Source organism: Myceligenerans halotolerans, assembly GCF_054782975.1.
The window spans coordinates 42508-58607 of the sequence record NZ_BAAGRL010000023.1; the positions used below are offsets into that span (position 1 = coordinate 42508).

Sequence of the window (16100 nt, forward strand, 5' to 3'; positions counted from 1 at the left end):
GAACCCGGGTGACGGTAGTGAAACGTGTCACTGGTGACACGTGTCACTATAGTTGTGGTCAGACAGGCTACTGTCAAGGCGATGGAGAGAATCGTGAAAGCGACGACCCCGCCGACCATCCGCGACGTCGCGCGAGTCGCGGGGGTCTCACAGACGACGGTGTCCTACGTCCTCACTGGCAAGGGCGCCATTTCCCCCGCTACCCGCGCGCACGTCCTGAAGGTCGCCGAGTCGGTCGGCTACCGGCCGAATCTCGCCGCGCGGTCGATGCGGACCCGCCGCTCCGGACGCCTCGTCGTGATCGCGGGCATCGTCGTCGAGAATCAGATACGCATGCTCACCGGCGCGAGCCAGGCGGCGCACGACGCCGGCTACGTCATGGAGACCAGCATCGTCGACGGCCCGGTGAAGGAACGGACCGAGCGGGTGCTCGAACTGTCGAGCAGCGCGCAGTACGAGGGCATCCTGACCTTGGTGCCAGTCCTTCCCGAGGCGTTGGCGGACGGCGACGGCACACCCCCGGTCCTGGCCGCGACGGCGTTCGACGAGCAGATGCACAGTGCGGGGGAACTGGCCGACGCCGGCCTGGTGGAGACCTTCATCCATGCGCTCGTCGCGGACGGCCACCGCCGGTTCGTGCACGTCGCCGGATCCGCGGAGTTCCCTTCCGCTCGCGCGCGCCGCGACACCTACCTCGCCGCCGTCGAGCGCCACGGCGTCGAGTCGCTCGGCGTGCTCGGCGGAGACTGGCCCGCGGAGTCCGGCCGGCAGGCCATGCTCGCGTTGCCCGACGACGCGCCACCGATCGCCGTCGTCGCGGCCAACGACCTGCTGGCCGTCGGCGCTCTGCGCGGAGCCGCCGAGCGCGGCTGGTCCGTACCCGGCGACGTCGTCGTCACCGGATGGGACAACGCGGCCTTCGGCGCGCACACCATGCCGTCGCTCACCACCGTGGACGTCGACTTCCAGACAGCCGGACGCCACGCCATGCAGCTCCTCATCGCGACGCTGCGCGGCGAAGCCGCACCCCCGCGGGAATCCGAGCTCCAGCGCATCATCTGGCGGGAGTCGACGGGGCGCGCCGAGCCGGCGCCCGGACGTCCGACGGCCTAGTGCCCTGCGCGTGAGATCCGTCGTGGAAGTCGGTTGCGGTTCGGCGCGAACCGCAACGCCATGCCGGGCTGTTTCCGGCGAGTCGCAACGTCGTGCCGACCCCACGGGTCCAACCGCAGCCGCGCAACGATTCCCTCCGCCGAACCGCACCCTGAGTGCGCCGGTGTCGGGGGAGCCGCAGCTCGAGTTCGCTGGTGTCGCCCGAACCGCACCCTGAGTGCGCCGGTGTCCGCCGAACCGCAGCTTGAGGACGGTTTCCGTCACCGAGCCGCAGCGACACGCCGACAATTGCCAGTGTTGTCGGCGTGTCCCTGCGGCTCGACCGTGGTCGGCAGACGCAGGCTGCGGCTCGCCGACGCCGGCCAACACACGATTGCGGTTCGCGACGAACCGCAACAGACCTCCACCCCGAATCTCAGGCGCAGGACACTAGGGAGCGTGCACGGCCGCTGCGATCAGCCGGGCGCAGTCCAGGGCGCTCGCGGCTCCGCTGTCCACCGTGACGTCGTAGGCCACGCCGTCGTGCACCACGTCTGCCTGCAGCGCCGCCATGCCGGTGACGCGGTCACCACGGGCCGCCTCACGCCCGGCGGCGATCTCCGGCGCGCACCGCACCCCGACCCAGAGCACGTCCGGGCCGTCCAGGTGCCGTCGCATCCGCTCCTGCGAGGCGCCGCCCGCGAGGAACACGTCGTCGAGAACGACTCGTGCCCCGGCGGGCACCATCGCGGCGATCCCTGCCAGCCAGGCGGCCTGGGCCCGGGAGAAGGCGTCGCCGACGGCGACCTCGCCCGCCGACCCGAACTCGATCCCCGGCCCGGAACCGTCGCCGTCGCCGGACAGCGACGGTGGCATGGCGTCGACCAGGTCGTCGATGCTCCAGCTCAGTCACGGCGACGGCAGGATCTCCTGCAGGGCGCGCGCGATGCTCGACTTGCCCGAGCTCGACCCGCCGTTGAGGACGATCACCCGCGTCACGACAGCGCCGCCTCGAGGTCCACCTCGACCAGTTGTCCCGGGTAGCCGAGGCAGGTCACGCCGAGCAGCGTGCTCGCCGTGGTGAACCCCTCGCCCAGCTCCGAGGCGACCAGCCGGTCCCACACCGCGACCAGGTCCGCGCGGTCGGCGCTCGCGACGTAGATGACGGAGCGCACGACGTCGCCCGGCTCGGCCCCGGCGGCACGCAGGGCGACGAGCGCGTTCGCCACGACCTGGTCGGTCTGCACGACGACGTCGCCGTGGCCCACCAGGTCGCCCGCGGTGTCCAGGGGGCACTGGCCCGCCAGCTGTGCCATTCGTCCCGCCTCGACGATCGTGACGTGGTGGTAGGTGGGGGTGGGATGCAGGCCGTCCGGGTGAATACGAGTGATCGACACGACGGAGACTCTGGCATGAGCCACACGGGATACGCATCCGAAATGATCGGAGCGGGCCCGCGCGCCAGGAGGGCGACTGGACAGCGCTTACCCGAGGTGGTTCCATCGCTTCGACCGGCGGCAACGGTCCAGGGCCGCCGAGCCGGACGGACAGGAGCGACGGATGACGTATCACCTCGCAGGCGACTCGACGGTCGCCGACCCCGAGCCGGACGAACTCCCGCTCGCGGGCTGGGGAGGGTTCCTCGCCGATCACGTCGATGCCCCGGTGCGCAACCACGCCTTCGGCGGCGCGACGACCGAGTCGTTCCTCGCCGAGCGATGGGATGCGCTGATCGACGGGGTCCGGCCGTCCGACGCGGTGCTGATCCAGTTCGGGCACAACGACCAGAAGGAGCCCGAGTTGCTGGCCGCGCGCGGCGGCTACCTCGCACGGCTCCGCGCGATGGCCGACGCCGTGGACGCGCAGGGCGCTCGGCCCGTCCTGTGCACGTCGCCCGAACGCCGGTGGTTCGAGGGGGCGCAGATCACTCCCACGCACGGTGACTACCCGAACGCCGTGCGGGACCTGGCCCGCGAGCTCGACGCCCCGCTCATCGATCTGACGGCGTTCACCACCTGGCTCTACGAGGACATGGGCCCGGCGGAATCCGTCGCCCTCTTCTGCCACTTCGCTCCGGGGGAGCACCCGGCCTGGCCGGAGGGCAAGACCGACGACAACACGCACTTCCACGAGCGGGGCGCCCGGCGCATCGCGGCGTACGTCGCCCGGTCCCTCCGGGCGATCGAGCGGGCCGACGGCGATCGGCCGGCGCGCGGACTCGAGATCGTCGCCCGGGAGGCTCGGTCATGACCGCTGGTATCGGGGTGCGGATCGCGGATCGGGTGCTGGACGGGCCGCACGGTGACCTGCGGGTACGCGTGTACACGCCGACGACGGCGCCTGCGGCCGGGCTCGTCTGGGCGCACGGCGGGGCGTTCATGCACGGGGATCTCGACATGCCCGAGGCCGACTGGGTCTCGCGCCGCCTGGCCGACGCCGGCGTCGTCGTCGTGAGTGTCGACTACCGCCTGGCGCCGTTGCTGGACTACCGCGCCACCGGAGTGCGTCCGGGCGGGCCGGGGGTGCGGTTCCCGGTTCCGTCCGAGGAGGTGGCCTTCGCGTTCGTGTGGGCGGCCGGCGCGACCGGTCCGGCCCCGGAACTCACGGCGCGGCGGTGGTCGCTCGGTGGTGCCAGCGCCGGGGGTGATCTGGCCGCGGGGGCGTCGTTGCGGTTGCGTGACGGCGCTGTTCCCCTCGGTGTGCTCGGGGACGTCGTCGTGCCGCTGCCGCGGAGTGTCGTCCTGGCCTATCCGGTGACCCATCAGGAACTGCCCGCCTACCGGCCCGAGCTGGCGGCGAAGGTGGCCGCCCTGCCCGCGGAGAAGGACTTCCCGCCTGCCGCGATGCGGGCGATGAACGCCAACTATCTCGGGCACGACGGTCCGGCGGACTCGCCGTACGCGTTCCCTGGCGGGCAGGACCTGCGGGGACTGCCGCCCACGTTCGTCGTCACCTCCGACCACGACGCGCTGCGTGCGGGCGGCGAGGCGTACGCGTCCGAACTGGCGGCCGCCGGCGTCGATGTCGCCCTGGTGCGGGAGGACGGCACGACCCACGGTCACCTCAACCGCCCCGACGAGCCGGGCGCGGCGCGCAGCATCGCCCGCATCGCGGCCTGGCTCACCACCGACGCGCTCATCGGCGCGGCACACGAGCCGCCGGACCTGCCGGCCGGCGAGTAGGCCGCTCCGGTCGCGCCGGGCCTGGCCGTCGTTCGCGGGACGTCGGCGACGGTTCACCGACGACAGGAGTGCCGGCGAACACCTGGCCGGCGTGGGGAACCTTCTGGCCGAGCCGGTCGTGCGGGAGTGTCAGAGTCCATCAGTACGGTGCCCGGCATGACGATCACCAACCCCCAGGTGGCGGGGCACTACTTCCTGAAGGGGATGTACGCCGACGTGTACTTCCCTGACCACTGCGTCGACAAGGTCCGCGCGACCCTGGTGCGCCTGTCGGAGCGGATCGAGCGCGAGCGGCCGGTCGACCTGCCCGCGTTGTACGAGCTCACGCGCGCCGCGACGGACGAGGTCAACGAGGTGCAGGACGACTTCGACGAGGCCGGCAGCGAGATCGAGACCGTGGCCCGCGAGCTCATCGCGGACGAGTTCGGGTTCCTCGCCGAGGCGTACGGGTTCGCCGACGCGGACATCGAGGAACTGATCGCCACGCGCGACTGGTGACGACAGGGATGGTGGACCGTCCGGTCCGCCATCCGGGCCGCCGCCACCAGTGGCTCACGAGGTGCTCGAGCCGGGCGACCTCGGTTCAGCGGTCCGAGCCCCGCCCCGTCCGTTCGTGGATCCCGTCCATGTGGACACGGAGTTCCGGCGGACCGTGGACCGCGAAGCGGCAGTCCATCGCGAGCAGCCGCAGCGCCAGCCATTCCACGGTGTCCGGCGCGCTGTGCCATCGGGTGTCGGGGCCTTTGGGGAAGAGCTTGCCGTCGCCGAGGTGGTCTCGGAGCCGCTCCCGGGCGGCGCCGATCGGCAGGCGCAGCGTGACGTCCGCCCGGTAGGTCGGCGCCATCGCGAGCTCGGCCTCCTCGAGGTGGGTCAGGACGTCGGAGTCGGGCAGGTCGTGACGCGACGGCGCGCCTGTGGCGCGCGGGGCGCGGACCCTGTCGGCCCGGAAGGTGCGCCAGGCCTCGCGCTCGACGTCGTACGCCACGAGGTACCAGCGCTGATGGACGCTGACGAGCTGCTGCGGCTCGATGTGCCGCGGTCCGCGCCGGCCATCCCGGGTCTCGTACGCCATGCGGACCCGTTCCCGGTTGGCGATGGCGGCGGCCAGCACCGTGAGAACGTCCGGGTCGACGACGCTTCCGGTGGGACGCGCCCAGCTCCTGGTGCTCGCGCCGAGGGTGCGGACGCGGTGCCGGAGGCGCGACGGGAGCGACTGGCTCAACTTGGTGAGCGCGCGGAGGCCCGCGTCGTCGAACCCCGGGAGGCCGTGGACGGCGATGGTGCGCAGACCGAGCGCGACGGCGATCGCCTCGTCGTCCTCCAGGAGCAGCGGCGGCATCGACGTGCCGCCCACCAGGCGGTACCCGCCGTGAACGCCGAGGCCGGCTTCGACCGGGTAGCCCATCTCGCGTAGCCGGTCGATATCTCGTCGGATCGTGCGATGGGTGACGTCGAGCCGCTCCGCGAGCTCGCTGCCGGACCAGGCCCGGGAGGTCTGCAGCAGCGAGAGCAGAGTGAGCAGGCGAGAGGTGGGACCCGTCATGGCTCCATTCTCCGTCCCATCTAGGACAAGAACGGTCCTATCTCGTTCCTATCGTTGCCGGTACCAGCGAAGGCTTCACCCGAGAGGAACCGATCATGACCGACCTTCAGAACAGCGCCCCGGCCGGCTACACGAGCGTCGCCCCTGGGTCGTCACCGACGACACCGGAGCTTTCCTCGACTTCGTGACGCAGGTGTTCGACGGCGAGGAACTCGCTCGCGTCGCGACGGAGGACGGCTCGATCGGGCACGGGGAGACCCGCGTCGGCGACACCGTCGTGCTGGCCTTCGACCGCCGCCCGGAGTGGCCGGTCATGCCGAGCTTGCTGCGCGTGTTCGTCCCGGACGCGGACGCGGCCTTCGAGAGGGCGCGATCGGCGGGCGCGGCGGTGGTGACCGAGCTGGGCGACAGCGCCTTCGGACAGCGCGGCGGGCGCATCAGGGACCCGTTCGGGAACATCTGGTGGGTGGTGAGCCACGTCGAGGACGTCTCGGAAGACGTGATGTGGCAGCGCATGCAGGAACCGGTGTACACCGAGCAGATGCGCGTCGCGCAGGAGACGCTCGACGCCGAACTGAGCGGCCGCGCGCAGGGACGCGGCAGCGCACCGGTGCGCCGAGCCGGGACCACGACGTCCGAGGCGCGTGCCCAGTAGGCTCCCGCCATGACCGGTCCGCGGCGCTATCAGGACGTGCGCACCACGACGATCACCGCCCCGCCCGACGCGGTGTGGCGTGCCGTCCTGGACCAGGTCGAAGTGCTCGGGCCGGCCTGGTACGTGCGGATGATCGGCTGCCGCGACACTCGTGCTCTGGGTCCCCGCCCGCTCGCGGCGGGTTCGGTGGTCCCGGGGTTCCGGGTCACGACGGCGGACCCACCGGACCGGCTCGCGCTCGACGGCGTCCACCGGTTCTCGGCCTACACCCTCACCTTCCGGCTCGCGCCCGACGGCGCCGGCACCCGGCTCGAGGCACACACCGACGCAACCTTCCCGGGCGTGCTCGGCGCGCTCTACCGGCTGCTGGTGATCGACTCCCGGTTCCACAAGCTCGCGACCCGGAGCATCGTGGCACGCATTCAGCGGCGGGTGCCGATGCCCTGACAACGTGTGTCTGGGAACTCCAGATCAGTTTCCCGGCCACCGCCCTTCTCGGGCGTCCGAGATCATCCAGAAGCCCGTGGCACCTGCGCGCGACCACGCCATTTTGCTCGGTGCGAGCGCAGCCACCGAGCAAAATGGCGTGGTCGGCACCTGGCGGGAGGACGTCGGTTCCTGACGCGGTGGGCCCGCAGAACCTAGTCGAGTGGTCGCAGGAAGCGTCGTTCGTACCTGCGGATGCAGCGGGTCCGCCGAGCCAGCTCGAACGCCTCCTGGCACTCGGGATCACTCATGCTGTCGGTGCGGTACTGCTCGTACGCCGCAAGACTGGGGAAGGAGAACAGGGCGTACGCGATGTCGCTGTCGCCCTCGCCGGGCAGGAAGTAGCCATGATGGGTTCCCCCGAACCTGTCGACGAGGGCGACCCACCGGCGACCGTACTCCTCGAAGTCCTCGATGCGGTCGGGGTCGATCTCGTACGTGAGATGAACGGTGATCATGGGGAGACATGATGCCTGGGCGGCGGCTCGGCCGGGCGAGCGGGCCCGCGGACGGCCTGGGTGATGGCCCGGATCCGTGCGGCGCTACGGATCGGTGCTCAAGTACCCTCGTCTTGTCCACAGGGTGCGCGTACCGTGAAGAGTATGTGGACCGCCATAGTAATCCTGCTCGTCGCGTGGGCAGTGCTGGCCGTTGTCGGATTCGTCTTCGAGGGCCTGCTCTGGCTTGCCGTGGTCGGGGTCATCCTGTTCCTCGGCACGCTGATCGTGGGCATCATTCGCCAGCGGATCCGACGGAGCGCCTGAAACCCTCACCAGCCCCGAGCACGCGCGGGAACGCGGATGAGTTCGGCTCGCTGGAGGACGCGAGGGCGCTCGCACACCGCGCGCCCCACATCGAATGAGCAAGCCGTCGTCATCGTGAACCCGGTCAGGATCGACACCGAGCGGCTGCGCGCGGCTGTCGCCCTGGAGGAAGTGCGGCACGGCTGGCGACCACACCTGTGGTTCGAGACGACGGTCGACGATCCTGGACAGCAAGTGGCGAGAGACGCACTGCGGCACGATCCGGCGGTCGTGATCGTCGCCGGCGGCGACGGCACGATTCGCGCGGTCGCCGAAGTTGCCCTCGCGAGCGGGATACCCCTGGCGATCGTTCCCGCGGGGACCGGTAATCTGCTGGCCCGCGACCTCGGCCTCCTGGCCGGGCCGGAGGCGTCGGTGCGGACGGCGTTCGCCGGGTCGGACCGCACCATCGACGTTGGTGTCGCCGAACTCGAACGCGAGGACGGATCGGCGACCACGCACGTGTTCCTCGTGATGACGGGCATCGGGCTGGACGCGAGCATGGCGACCGGCACGAACAGCACGCTGAAGCGCATGATCGGCTGGCTCGCCTATGCCGACCCGATCAGCAGATCGGTTCTGGGCAACAAGCGGTTCTCCATGCACTACCGCGTGGACGGTGCCCCGGAGCGTTCGATCCGGGCGCACACCGTGATAGTCGGCAACTGCGGCACCCTCACCGCGGGGCTTCTGCTCCTTCCCGACGCGGAGGTCGACGACGGCCTCCTCGACGTCGTCGTCCTGCGTCCCCAAGGATTCTGGCAGTGGCTACGAGTCGGATCGAGACTCACGATCGGCGGCATCCTCAAGCGCTCGCGCGGAGGCCGGGTGGTGCTGCGCGCGGCACCCCGGCTCCGCGCCATGGAGTACGTGCAGGGTGAGCGTCTGGCCGCACGGTTCGATGCGCCGCAGCACATCGAACTCGACGGCGACAGCTTCGGCGCGATCACGGCCGCCAGGATCGGGATCCGCCCTGGTGCCCTGCTGGTCCGCGTTCGCGAGCAGCCGTCCGCACGCAGATCCGCGGATCCAGGGGCCCTCACCCGGGACGTCCACCGCGGAACCCGCCCGGCGTGATCTCTCAGCCGATGTGAGGCCGCTCAGGGACGGCTGATCTCAGGGGCCGAGTAGTTCTGCGGGCACGACGGCGATGCCGTCGTCGCGTCGGTATGCGGCGGGTCCGGTGGTGACGAGAACGGCATCGAGCAGGTCGTCACCCAGCGTGTCCTGGAGCCATTTCAGGTGCTTGATGTCGTTCCCGTCTGGGATGGCCGTGAGTTTTACCTCGATGGCCACGATCTTGCCGTCGCCCCGTTCGACGATGAGATCGACCTCGCGTTCGCCGCGCTTGGTCCGCAAGTGGCTCACGCGCGCTCCATGGGCTTCTGCGTACACCTGGACGGACAGCGTGACGAGTCCTTCGAAGAACGCGCCGATCAGCGAGCCGTTGCGTGGGAGCGGAACGGTGCCGGGATTTGCGCGTTCGAGGAGCGCGTCACTGCTGACGTTCAGGAGTCGTGCCGCCAGCGCGGGGTCGCACATCTGGTGCTTCGGCGAGGCGCCCAGTGCCGTCATGGTGCTGCCGATCCCCGTCCACGCCGGAATCTCCTCGACTAGCCACATGCGTTCGAGGATCTCGCGGTAGGCGACCGTGGTGGAACGCGCCGGCTTGTCGGCGTCTCCGGGTGTCGCGGCCTCGAGTATCGAGTTGTACGAGGTGGTCGTCGACGTCGCCGCCGCGTATGCGCGTAGCCAGGCACGTAGCGTTCCGGGACGGCGTACGACGTGACCGAGCTCCGGGAAGTCGCGATCCACCACGGCCGCCAGGTAGCCGTCCAGAGCGTCCTTGCGGAAGCGCTCCGGAAGACGCCGTATCCCCGGAAAGCCCGAGGAGGTGATCTCCCGGGCGTAGTCTCCGAGACTTGCCGAGGAGTCGCCCGACAGCGGCGGGCGCCCTCCTGCGAGCAGTGCACCCAGCGACACCGAGGGCTCGCCGATCGCTCGCTCCGCGAGCGACATCGGACGCATGCGCAGCTGGACGATGCGGCCCGCGCCGGAGTGCATGGGCTTCTTCGTCGGGGTCGCCGAGCCGGTCAGCAGGAAGTCTCCGGCGTGCGCGCCGCGGTCGACAGCTCGCCGAACCGCATCCCAGACAGGTGGATGTACCTGCCATTCGTCGACAAGAACCGGGCGCTCAGCCTTCGTCAACCGGCCGGGATCGTTCCGAATCAGGCTCAGTTCGAACTCGTCACCCAGGTCCAGGACCGACCGCGCCCGTCGCGAGGCTGTCTCGGTCTTCCCTACCGCCTTGGGGCCGACGATCGCCACGGCAGGAAGCCCTTCGAGAAGGTCGTCCAGCTGACGGTCGAGGATCCTGGAGATGTAGTCCACGACCCTAAACTACAGATCTGCAGCATCCTACGCTACCGATGTGCGTCTCTCTACGAGACAGTTTCTCGTGTTCCTATGCTACCGATGTGCGGGCACCGGTAGTTCGCCCGTTTCGCCTCGCCTCGACACCGGGTACGAGGGCGCCTACGCCTCCCGGCCGACCCCGCGATCGGGTGCCGTCATGTCTCCCGTCGCCGGGACGCCGTCGGCGAGTCCGTAGCGTAGGCACACGATGCCCTTCGGCCCGGCCGCCGGCGGTTCGAGGAGGGTGATGTTCGTGGGCACCTCGCCGCCGTCGAACACCTTCTTACCGACGCCGAGCACGATCGGGTGCAGCCACAGGTCCAGGCGGTCGAAGAGCTTCTCGCGCAGGAGGGTCTGGACCAGGTTCAGGCTGCCGACGACCTTGATGTTCTCGTGCCGGTCGCGGATCTCGCGCACCGCGGCGGGCAGGTCCGGGCCGAGCTGGCTGGAGCCGGCCCACGAGAGGTCGGGCGTGCCGCGGGAGGCGACGTACTTCGGGATGCGGTTGAAGAGCGTGGCGATCGAGTTGTCGGTGCCGCCCTCCTGGTGCGGCCAGTAGGCGGCGAAGATGTCGTAGGTGCGACGGCCGAGCAGGAGGGCGTCGGTGCCCTCGTAGGCGGCGTCGACCTGGGCGCCGACGGCGTCGTCCAGCAGCGGCGCCTGCCAGCCGCCGAACGGGAACCCTGCCGGATCCTCGTCGGGACTGCCGGGCGACTGCGCGACGAGATCGAGGGTGGCGAACAGCTCGATGTGGATGAGTCCCATGATGTGCTCCCGGTGGTCGTGTGGGTGGCTCCAGAAGGTAGACCCGCGGCCGCGGGTGAACTCATCGGCGGGCGGCTCTACTCGTTTTCCACCGGCGGGTGCGCCGCCAGCAGCGCCTCCGTGTCCCAGTCCAGCTTGCCGGACTCCAGGTCGGCGAGCACGCCCCGCACCCAGTCGAGCTCGGCGCGGGTGGTCACCGTGAGGTGCTCGTTCTCGAGCAGCAGGACCCGAGCGAGGCCTGCGGCGTGCGCGCCCCGCCTCTCCTGTTCTGCCACGGCGAGGACGTCCTCCAGGGCGATCGCCCGCAGCCGCAGCGCGTCGCGGACGACGGCGGGGCGGGTGATCCCGACGACCGCGAGCACGGCCCGGAACTCGGGGAACTCCCGGGCCGGCGTGCTGAGCGCGGCGGCCATCCAGCTTCCGAGCGCGGTCAGGCCGGCATCGGTGATCGCGTAGACGGTCCGGGCCGGTGCGCCGGCCGACTCCTCGCGGGCGTGCACCGCCACGAGACCGTCGCGCCGCAGCCGCTCGATCGCCTGGTAGATGCTGTTGGACCGCTCGACGTTGACGACGTCGTCCTTGCGGCGGATCTGGATCAGCCGGCGGATCCGGTAGACGTGCATCGGCTCCTCCGCCAGGAGCGCGAGGACGACCATCGCCAGGGGCGAGCGAGGACGGTTCGGTGCGGGCACCGCACCAGGGTAGATCGCGCCTTGACCTCTTGCCATTTCATGGCTAGCCATACTATGGTCATGTCATGGACGTCATCATCGTCGGAGCGGGCATCGCCGGGCCCGTGACCGCCATGGCCCTGCGGAAGGCCGGCATCCGCGCCGAGGTGTACGAGGCCTACGACCGTGGCGCCGACGACGTCGGCGCCTTCCTCTCCCTCGCACCGAACGGCCTGGCCGCCCTCGACCTCATCGGCGTCGACCACCGGGCCCTGGGCGGCTTCGACACCCCCGCCCTCGAACTGCGCGGCGCCTCGGGCCGCCCGCTCGCCCGCATGCCGATGGGCTACGGCGACGGTCCGACCTGCCAGTCCGTCCGCCGCTCCGACCTGTACTCTGCCTTGCGGGACGAGGCGCTCCGCCGCGGCATCCCGATCCACCACGGCAAGCGCCTCGGCGACCTCACCACCACCCCGGACGGCGTCACCGCCGTCTTCACCGACGGCACCACGGCCCACGGCGACGTCCTCGTCGGGGCCGACGGCGTCCGCTCCCGTGTGCGCCGGGTGCTCGACCCGGACTGCCCGGAACCCCGCTATACCCGCCTGCTGAACACCGGCGGGTACGCGAGCGGCGTCGACGTGGACGCGCCGACCGGCCTGTTCGTCATGCAGTTCGGCCGCCGCGCCTTTTTCGGTTACCTGCGCCGCGACGCCGGGGACGTGTGGTGGTTCGCCAACGTGCCGCGCAAGCGCGCCCTGACCGGCGCCGAGGCCAGAGCCCGGCGCCCCGAGGAGTGGCGGGCACAACTCGAGGCCCTCTTCGCCGACGACGCCGGCTCGGCCGTCGACCTGATCCGCGCGACGCCCGACGTCGTCGGCCCGTGGAACACGGTCGATCTGCCGCGCGTGCCCGTCTGGCACCGCGGTCCGGTCGGGCTCGTCGGGGACGCCGCGCACGCGATCTCACCCACCTCCGGGCAGGGAGCCTCCCTCGCGATCGAGGACGGCGTCCTGCTGGCCACCATGCTGCGCGACCACGAGACCCCGACCGCCGCGCTCGTCGCCTTCGAACGGGCCCGGCGCGGCCGCGTGGAACGGCTGATCGCCCAGGCGAAGCGCACCAGCTCCACCAAGATCCCGAACCCGCTCACCCGTGCGTTCCGCGACCACGTGATCCTCCCGCTGATCGGCCGTGCCGCGGCCCGCGCCACACGCGACCAGGCCACCGACTACCGCATCACGTGGGACCCGCAGGGCGCTTCCGCGGCCTCCCGCCCGGACCACTGACCGTCGAGCCCGGGCGACCTCTGAAGGCCGCGCGGGTGGCCGACCACGCCTCCTCGGGCGATCTCTCAGCAGTTCGACGTCCACTACCGTGGCCGCCATGGATCCCCTCACCGACCCCGACTACCGGGTTCCCGCGGTTCCGGACGCCGATCACGGGGTGGCCTGGCTGCGCTCGCAGGTGGCGCGGTTCTGCGACGGCGAGGATCACCGGCGTCGGCGGAAGCTGGCCGAGGACCTGCTCGCCGATGTCGATCCGGACACCCTGCGCCGCCCGGGCGACCACGTGGCGATCCTCGCTGAGGCGCTCGGCGTGCCCGGCTCGGTGTCGGCCGACGTCGACGTGGTGGCCGCCGCGTACCAGCCGCACGCGCCGCAGACGGCGGCGGCGGATCGCGCGGTCGAGCGGCTCGTCGAGGCGTGCGGCGGCGTGAAGGACGAGCGCACCGCGGCCCGGATCGGCCTGCTGGTCCAGGCCTGCGCCGCCACGCGGGCCATGATCGCCGGGGAGGACCCGCCCGTGCCGGCCACCCGCCGCGTGGACCCGTCCGGGGCTGTGGTCGAGGTCGATCTGGCCGGCCGGCCGTTCGGCGCAGGCCCCCACGAATGCCCCGGGCGCGCCCACGCCCTCGCCTTGGTGGACGGCGCCGGTGGACCGGGCGGGCCGGCGTCGTAGGGTCGGCGCATGACCAAGGAGCCGGTGCGGCATGACGAGCTGGAACTCTTCGAAGGGCTCCGGGGCAGGCTGGAAGCCATCGCGTACCGGCTCCTGGGCTCCGCCGCGGAGGCCGAGGACGCGGCCCAGGAGACCTTCCTGCGCTGGGAGGCCGCCGACCGCGGCGAGATCCGCGTGCCGGAGGCGTGGCTGACGCGGGTCCTCACCAACCTGTGCCTCACCCAGCTGAAGTCCGCACGGGCCCGGCGCGAGGTCTACGTGGGCGAGTGGCTGCCCGAGCCGGTGCTCGACGGCGACCCGATGCTCGGCCCGGCGGAGACCACCGAGCAGCGGGACTCCGTGTCCGTCGCGATGCTCGTGCTGATGGAACGCCTCTCGCCCCACGAAAGGGCCGTCTACGTGCTGCGAGAGGCCTTCGCCTACTCGCACGGGGAGATCGCCGGGATGCTCGGCATCACCGAGGCGAACTGCCAGCAGATCCTCCACCGCGCCAAGCAGCACCTGGCCACGGCCCGGGCCCGCGCCGACGTCGACCGGGCAGCCGCCCGCGAGGTCGTGGAGGAGTTCCTGGCTGCGGCCACGAGCGGCCGGACCGAGCCGCTGATCCGGCTGCTCACGGACGACGCGATGGGTGTCGGAGACGGCGGCGGGAAGTTCCCGGTGCGTCCGAAGCCCTTCTTCGGCGCCCCGGCCGTCGCCCAGTTCCTGCGCGGCGTGTTCCGGCCTGCCGACGCCCGGCGCCCGCTCGCCGGTGCGCGCGCCGTCGTCGGCGGGAGCCCCGACATCTACGCCTGGACCGCGAACGGCGACCCGGCACTGGTGTTCACCGTCGGGGACCGGATGGTCGGGATCCTCACCCTGGCGGCGACCGCCGAGGGCATCGCCGCGGTCCTCACCCAGGCCAACCCGGACAAGCTGGGCCGCGCGGGACGCCGGTGGGCGGCGTCGGACCACGGGGACCCGCTGCTCAGCGGCTGGTGACGGCGAGCCTGCCCGGGTGCGGCCGGGCTCGTCGGGGTGACGGCGGTGCCGCCCGGACGACCCTCGCTCCGCTCGGCCCCACGCCGCTGATGCCCGCGCCGCCCGGTGCGGCGCCGTTCGCCATGTGACCGGCATCACCGGGCCGAAGCGGGCAGAAGTGTCAGGGATCGGGCCGCCGTCCGGTTCAGGAGGTACGCAACCCACCCACGACAGGAGCTGAGTGCAGTCATGAAGCACCGCATCGTCATCCTCGGAGCCGGATACGCGGGAGCAATCGCCGCGGGACGTCTCGCCCGTCGCCTGAACCCCGACGACGTGGACATCACCCTGGTCAACATCGAGCCGGACTTCGTCGAACGCATCCGGATGCACCAGGTCGCCGTCGGCGAGCAACTGCGCCGGCGGCCGCTGCGCGAGATCCTCGCCGGGACCGGCGTCACGCTCCGCATCGCACGTGTGACCGCCGTCGACGTCGGACGCCGGACCGTCTCCCTCGCCGGGCCCGGCGTCGGCGCGGCCGCGGCCGGCCCCGACGAACTCGGCTACGACACGCTCGTCTACGCCCTGGGAAGTTCGTGGGACGACGGCGGTGTGCCGGGTGTCGTCGAGCACGCCGACGAGATCGCGAGCCGGCCGGGCGCGCTGCGCCTGCGCAAGCGGCTGGCATCGCTCGCTCCCGGCCGCCGCGTCGTGGTGGTCGGGGGCGGGCTGACGGGCATCGAGGCGGTCACCGAGATCGCCGAGGCCCGCGGGGACCTGGACGTCGCCCTCGTCGCGCGCGGCGACCTCGGCGGCTGGCTCTCCCCGAACGGGCGGCGCCACCTGCGCGAGGCCGTCGTCCGCCTGGGCGTCACGGTCCACGAGCACACCGACATCGAGCGTGTCGGTGCCACCGAAGTGGTGGCCGGTGGCACCGCCATCCCGGCGGACGTCACCGTGTGGTCCGCCGGGTTCGGCGTGCAGCCGATCGCCGCCGCCACGGCCCTGACGGTCTCGCCGCGCGGCCAGATCGTCGTCGACGGGACCATGCGGTCCGTGTCCCACCCCGACGTGTACGCGGTGGGCGATGCCGCACTCGCGGAAGGCCCGCAGGACAACCCGCTGCGCATGTCGTGCGCCTCGGCCATCCCGATGGCCTGGCAGGCCGCCGACTCCATCGCCGCGCGGCTGAGCGGCGGAAAGCTCCCGAGCACGTCGCTGGCCTACATCCACCAGTGCATCAGCCTGGGTCGCCGCGACGGCATCATCCAGATGGTCACGACGGACGACCAGGCCAAGCCCGCCGCGCCCGGCGGGCGCCTGGCGGCCCGGCACAAGGAACTGATCTGCCGGTACGTCGCGTGGGCGGTCGGACACCCCATGCCCTACCCGGTGCGACGGCGTCGCGTGACCGCGCGGACCACTTCCGCCGGGAGCGTTGCGGGCGCCCGGTAGGCCGCGGCGTCGGCTGAGGGCACGGCCGGTCCGATGACTGCTCAGCTCCGGAGGCCGGGGCCCGGAGCGGAGGACTCGCGGTCCGGGACCGGTCGCCCGGGTGGCGCCGGG

Annotated in this window: 18 protein-coding genes and 1 pseudogene; 12 read left to right on the forward strand and 7 right to left on the reverse strand. The window is 71.7% G+C overall.

Annotation, left to right across the window (positions count from 1 at the left end; translation table 11 throughout):
* Positions 1-93: 93 nt before the first annotated feature.
* On the forward strand, positions 94-1113 hold the full coding sequence (locus tag ACYVK5_RS15565; RefSeq protein WP_460706570.1) for a LacI family DNA-binding transcriptional regulator: 1020 nt from the start codon (positions 94-96) through the stop codon (positions 1111-1113).
* Positions 1114-1542: 429 nt separating this feature from the next.
* Here ACYVK5_RS15565 and ACYVK5_RS15570 read toward each other — a convergent pair.
* Positions 1543-2091: pseudogene (locus ACYVK5_RS15570) on the reverse strand (chloramphenicol phosphotransferase CPT family protein).
* Positions 2088-2489 (reverse strand): RidA family protein, encoded by a 402-nt coding sequence (locus ACYVK5_RS15575; protein WP_460706572.1) that lies wholly within the window; start codon positions 2487-2489, stop codon positions 2088-2090. Before ACYVK5_RS15575 ends, ACYVK5_RS15570 begins: the two are co-directional and overlap by 4 nt.
* A gap of 163 nt (positions 2490-2652) precedes the next feature.
* Here ACYVK5_RS15575 and ACYVK5_RS15580 point away from each other — a divergent pair, with 163 nt between their 5' ends.
* The 3 genes from ACYVK5_RS15580 (at position 2653) to ACYVK5_RS15590 (ending at position 4772) form a co-directional block, all read left to right on the forward strand.
* Entirely contained in the window at positions 2653-3342 is a 690-nt protein-coding gene (locus ACYVK5_RS15580) for a rhamnogalacturonan acetylesterase (RefSeq protein ID WP_460706574.1), read from the forward strand.
* On the forward strand, positions 3339-4274 hold the full coding sequence (locus ACYVK5_RS15585; protein ID WP_460706576.1) for an alpha/beta hydrolase fold domain-containing protein: 936 nt from the start codon (positions 3339-3341) through the stop codon (positions 4272-4274). Before ACYVK5_RS15580 ends, ACYVK5_RS15585 begins: the two co-directional genes overlap by 4 nt.
* 156 nt (positions 4275-4430) lie before the next feature.
* Positions 4431-4772: a DUF5713 family protein gene (locus ACYVK5_RS15590; protein WP_460706578.1), complete on the forward strand. Its 342-nt coding sequence runs from the start codon at positions 4431-4433 to the stop codon at positions 4770-4772.
* A gap of 85 nt (positions 4773-4857) precedes the next feature.
* On the opposite strand, the gene ACYVK5_RS15595 is transcribed toward ACYVK5_RS15590, so the two are convergent.
* Complete coding sequence (locus tag ACYVK5_RS15595) at positions 4858-5817, reverse strand: helix-turn-helix transcriptional regulator (protein ID WP_460706580.1); 960 nt, start codon at positions 5815-5817, stop codon at positions 4858-4860.
* Between the two features lie 184 nt (positions 5818-6001).
* Here ACYVK5_RS15595 and ACYVK5_RS15600 point away from each other — a divergent pair, with 184 nt between their 5' ends.
* Both ACYVK5_RS15600 and ACYVK5_RS15605 read left to right on the forward strand, forming a co-directional pair.
* Complete coding sequence (locus ACYVK5_RS15600) at positions 6002-6472, forward strand: VOC family protein (RefSeq protein WP_460706582.1); 471 nt, start codon at positions 6002-6004, stop codon at positions 6470-6472.
* Between the two features lie 9 nt (positions 6473-6481).
* A complete protein-coding gene (locus ACYVK5_RS15605) occupies positions 6482-6919 on the forward strand; it encodes an SRPBCC family protein (RefSeq protein WP_460706584.1) in 438 nt (145 codons plus the stop codon).
* Between the two features lie 194 nt (positions 6920-7113).
* Here the strand turns inward: ACYVK5_RS15605 and ACYVK5_RS15610 are convergent, their stop codons facing one another.
* A complete protein-coding gene (locus tag ACYVK5_RS15610; protein WP_460706586.1) occupies positions 7114-7416 on the reverse strand; it encodes an NIPSNAP family protein in 303 nt (100 codons plus the stop codon).
* 135 nt (positions 7417-7551) lie between these two features.
* Here ACYVK5_RS15610 and ACYVK5_RS15615 point away from each other — a divergent pair, with 135 nt between their 5' ends.
* On the forward strand, positions 7552-7722 hold the full coding sequence (locus ACYVK5_RS15615) for a hypothetical protein (RefSeq protein WP_460706865.1): 171 nt from the start codon (positions 7552-7554) through the stop codon (positions 7720-7722).
* A 114-nt stretch (positions 7723-7836) separates the two neighbouring features.
* Entirely contained in the window at positions 7837-8838 is a 1002-nt protein-coding gene (locus tag ACYVK5_RS15620; protein ID WP_460706588.1) for a diacylglycerol/lipid kinase family protein, read from the forward strand.
* Between the two features lie 39 nt (positions 8839-8877).
* Here the strand turns inward: ACYVK5_RS15620 and ACYVK5_RS15625 are convergent, their stop codons facing one another.
* From ACYVK5_RS15625 to ACYVK5_RS15635, 3 genes are all read right to left on the reverse strand, one after another.
* Complete coding sequence (locus tag ACYVK5_RS15625) at positions 8878-10152, reverse strand: ATP-binding protein (protein ID WP_460706590.1); 1275 nt, start codon at positions 10150-10152, stop codon at positions 8878-8880.
* Between the two features lie 144 nt (positions 10153-10296).
* Positions 10297-10941 carry a dihydrofolate reductase family protein gene (locus tag ACYVK5_RS15630; RefSeq protein ID WP_460706592.1) on the reverse strand — a complete coding sequence of 215 codons (645 nt, stop codon included), beginning with the start codon at positions 10939-10941 and terminating at the stop codon, positions 10297-10299.
* 77 nt (positions 10942-11018) lie between these two features.
* Entirely contained in the window at positions 11019-11633 is a 615-nt protein-coding gene (locus ACYVK5_RS15635) for a helix-turn-helix transcriptional regulator (RefSeq protein ID WP_460706594.1), read from the reverse strand.
* A gap of 65 nt (positions 11634-11698) precedes the next feature.
* Here ACYVK5_RS15635 and ACYVK5_RS15640 point away from each other — a divergent pair, with 65 nt between their 5' ends.
* The 4 genes from ACYVK5_RS15640 to ACYVK5_RS15655 all read left to right on the forward strand — a co-directional run bounded on the left by ACYVK5_RS15640 (position 11699) and on the right by ACYVK5_RS15655 (position 15989).
* Positions 11699-12901, forward strand: coding sequence for an FAD-dependent oxidoreductase (locus ACYVK5_RS15640; protein ID WP_460706596.1), 1203 nt, complete (start codon positions 11699-11701; stop codon positions 12899-12901).
* Between the two features lie 97 nt (positions 12902-12998).
* Positions 12999-13574, forward strand: a complete 576-nt coding sequence (locus tag ACYVK5_RS15645; protein WP_460706598.1) for a hypothetical protein — start codon at positions 12999-13001, stop codon at positions 13572-13574.
* A gap of 9 nt (positions 13575-13583) precedes the next feature.
* Positions 13584-14555: an RNA polymerase sigma factor SigJ gene (gene sigJ / locus ACYVK5_RS15650; protein ID WP_460706600.1), complete on the forward strand. Its 972-nt coding sequence runs from the start codon at positions 13584-13586 to the stop codon at positions 14553-14555.
* Positions 14556-14783: 228 nt separating this feature from the next.
* Positions 14784-15989, forward strand: coding sequence for an NAD(P)/FAD-dependent oxidoreductase (locus ACYVK5_RS15655; protein ID WP_460706602.1), 1206 nt, complete (start codon positions 14784-14786; stop codon positions 15987-15989).
* The last annotated feature ends 111 nt before the right edge of the window (positions 15990-16100 follow it).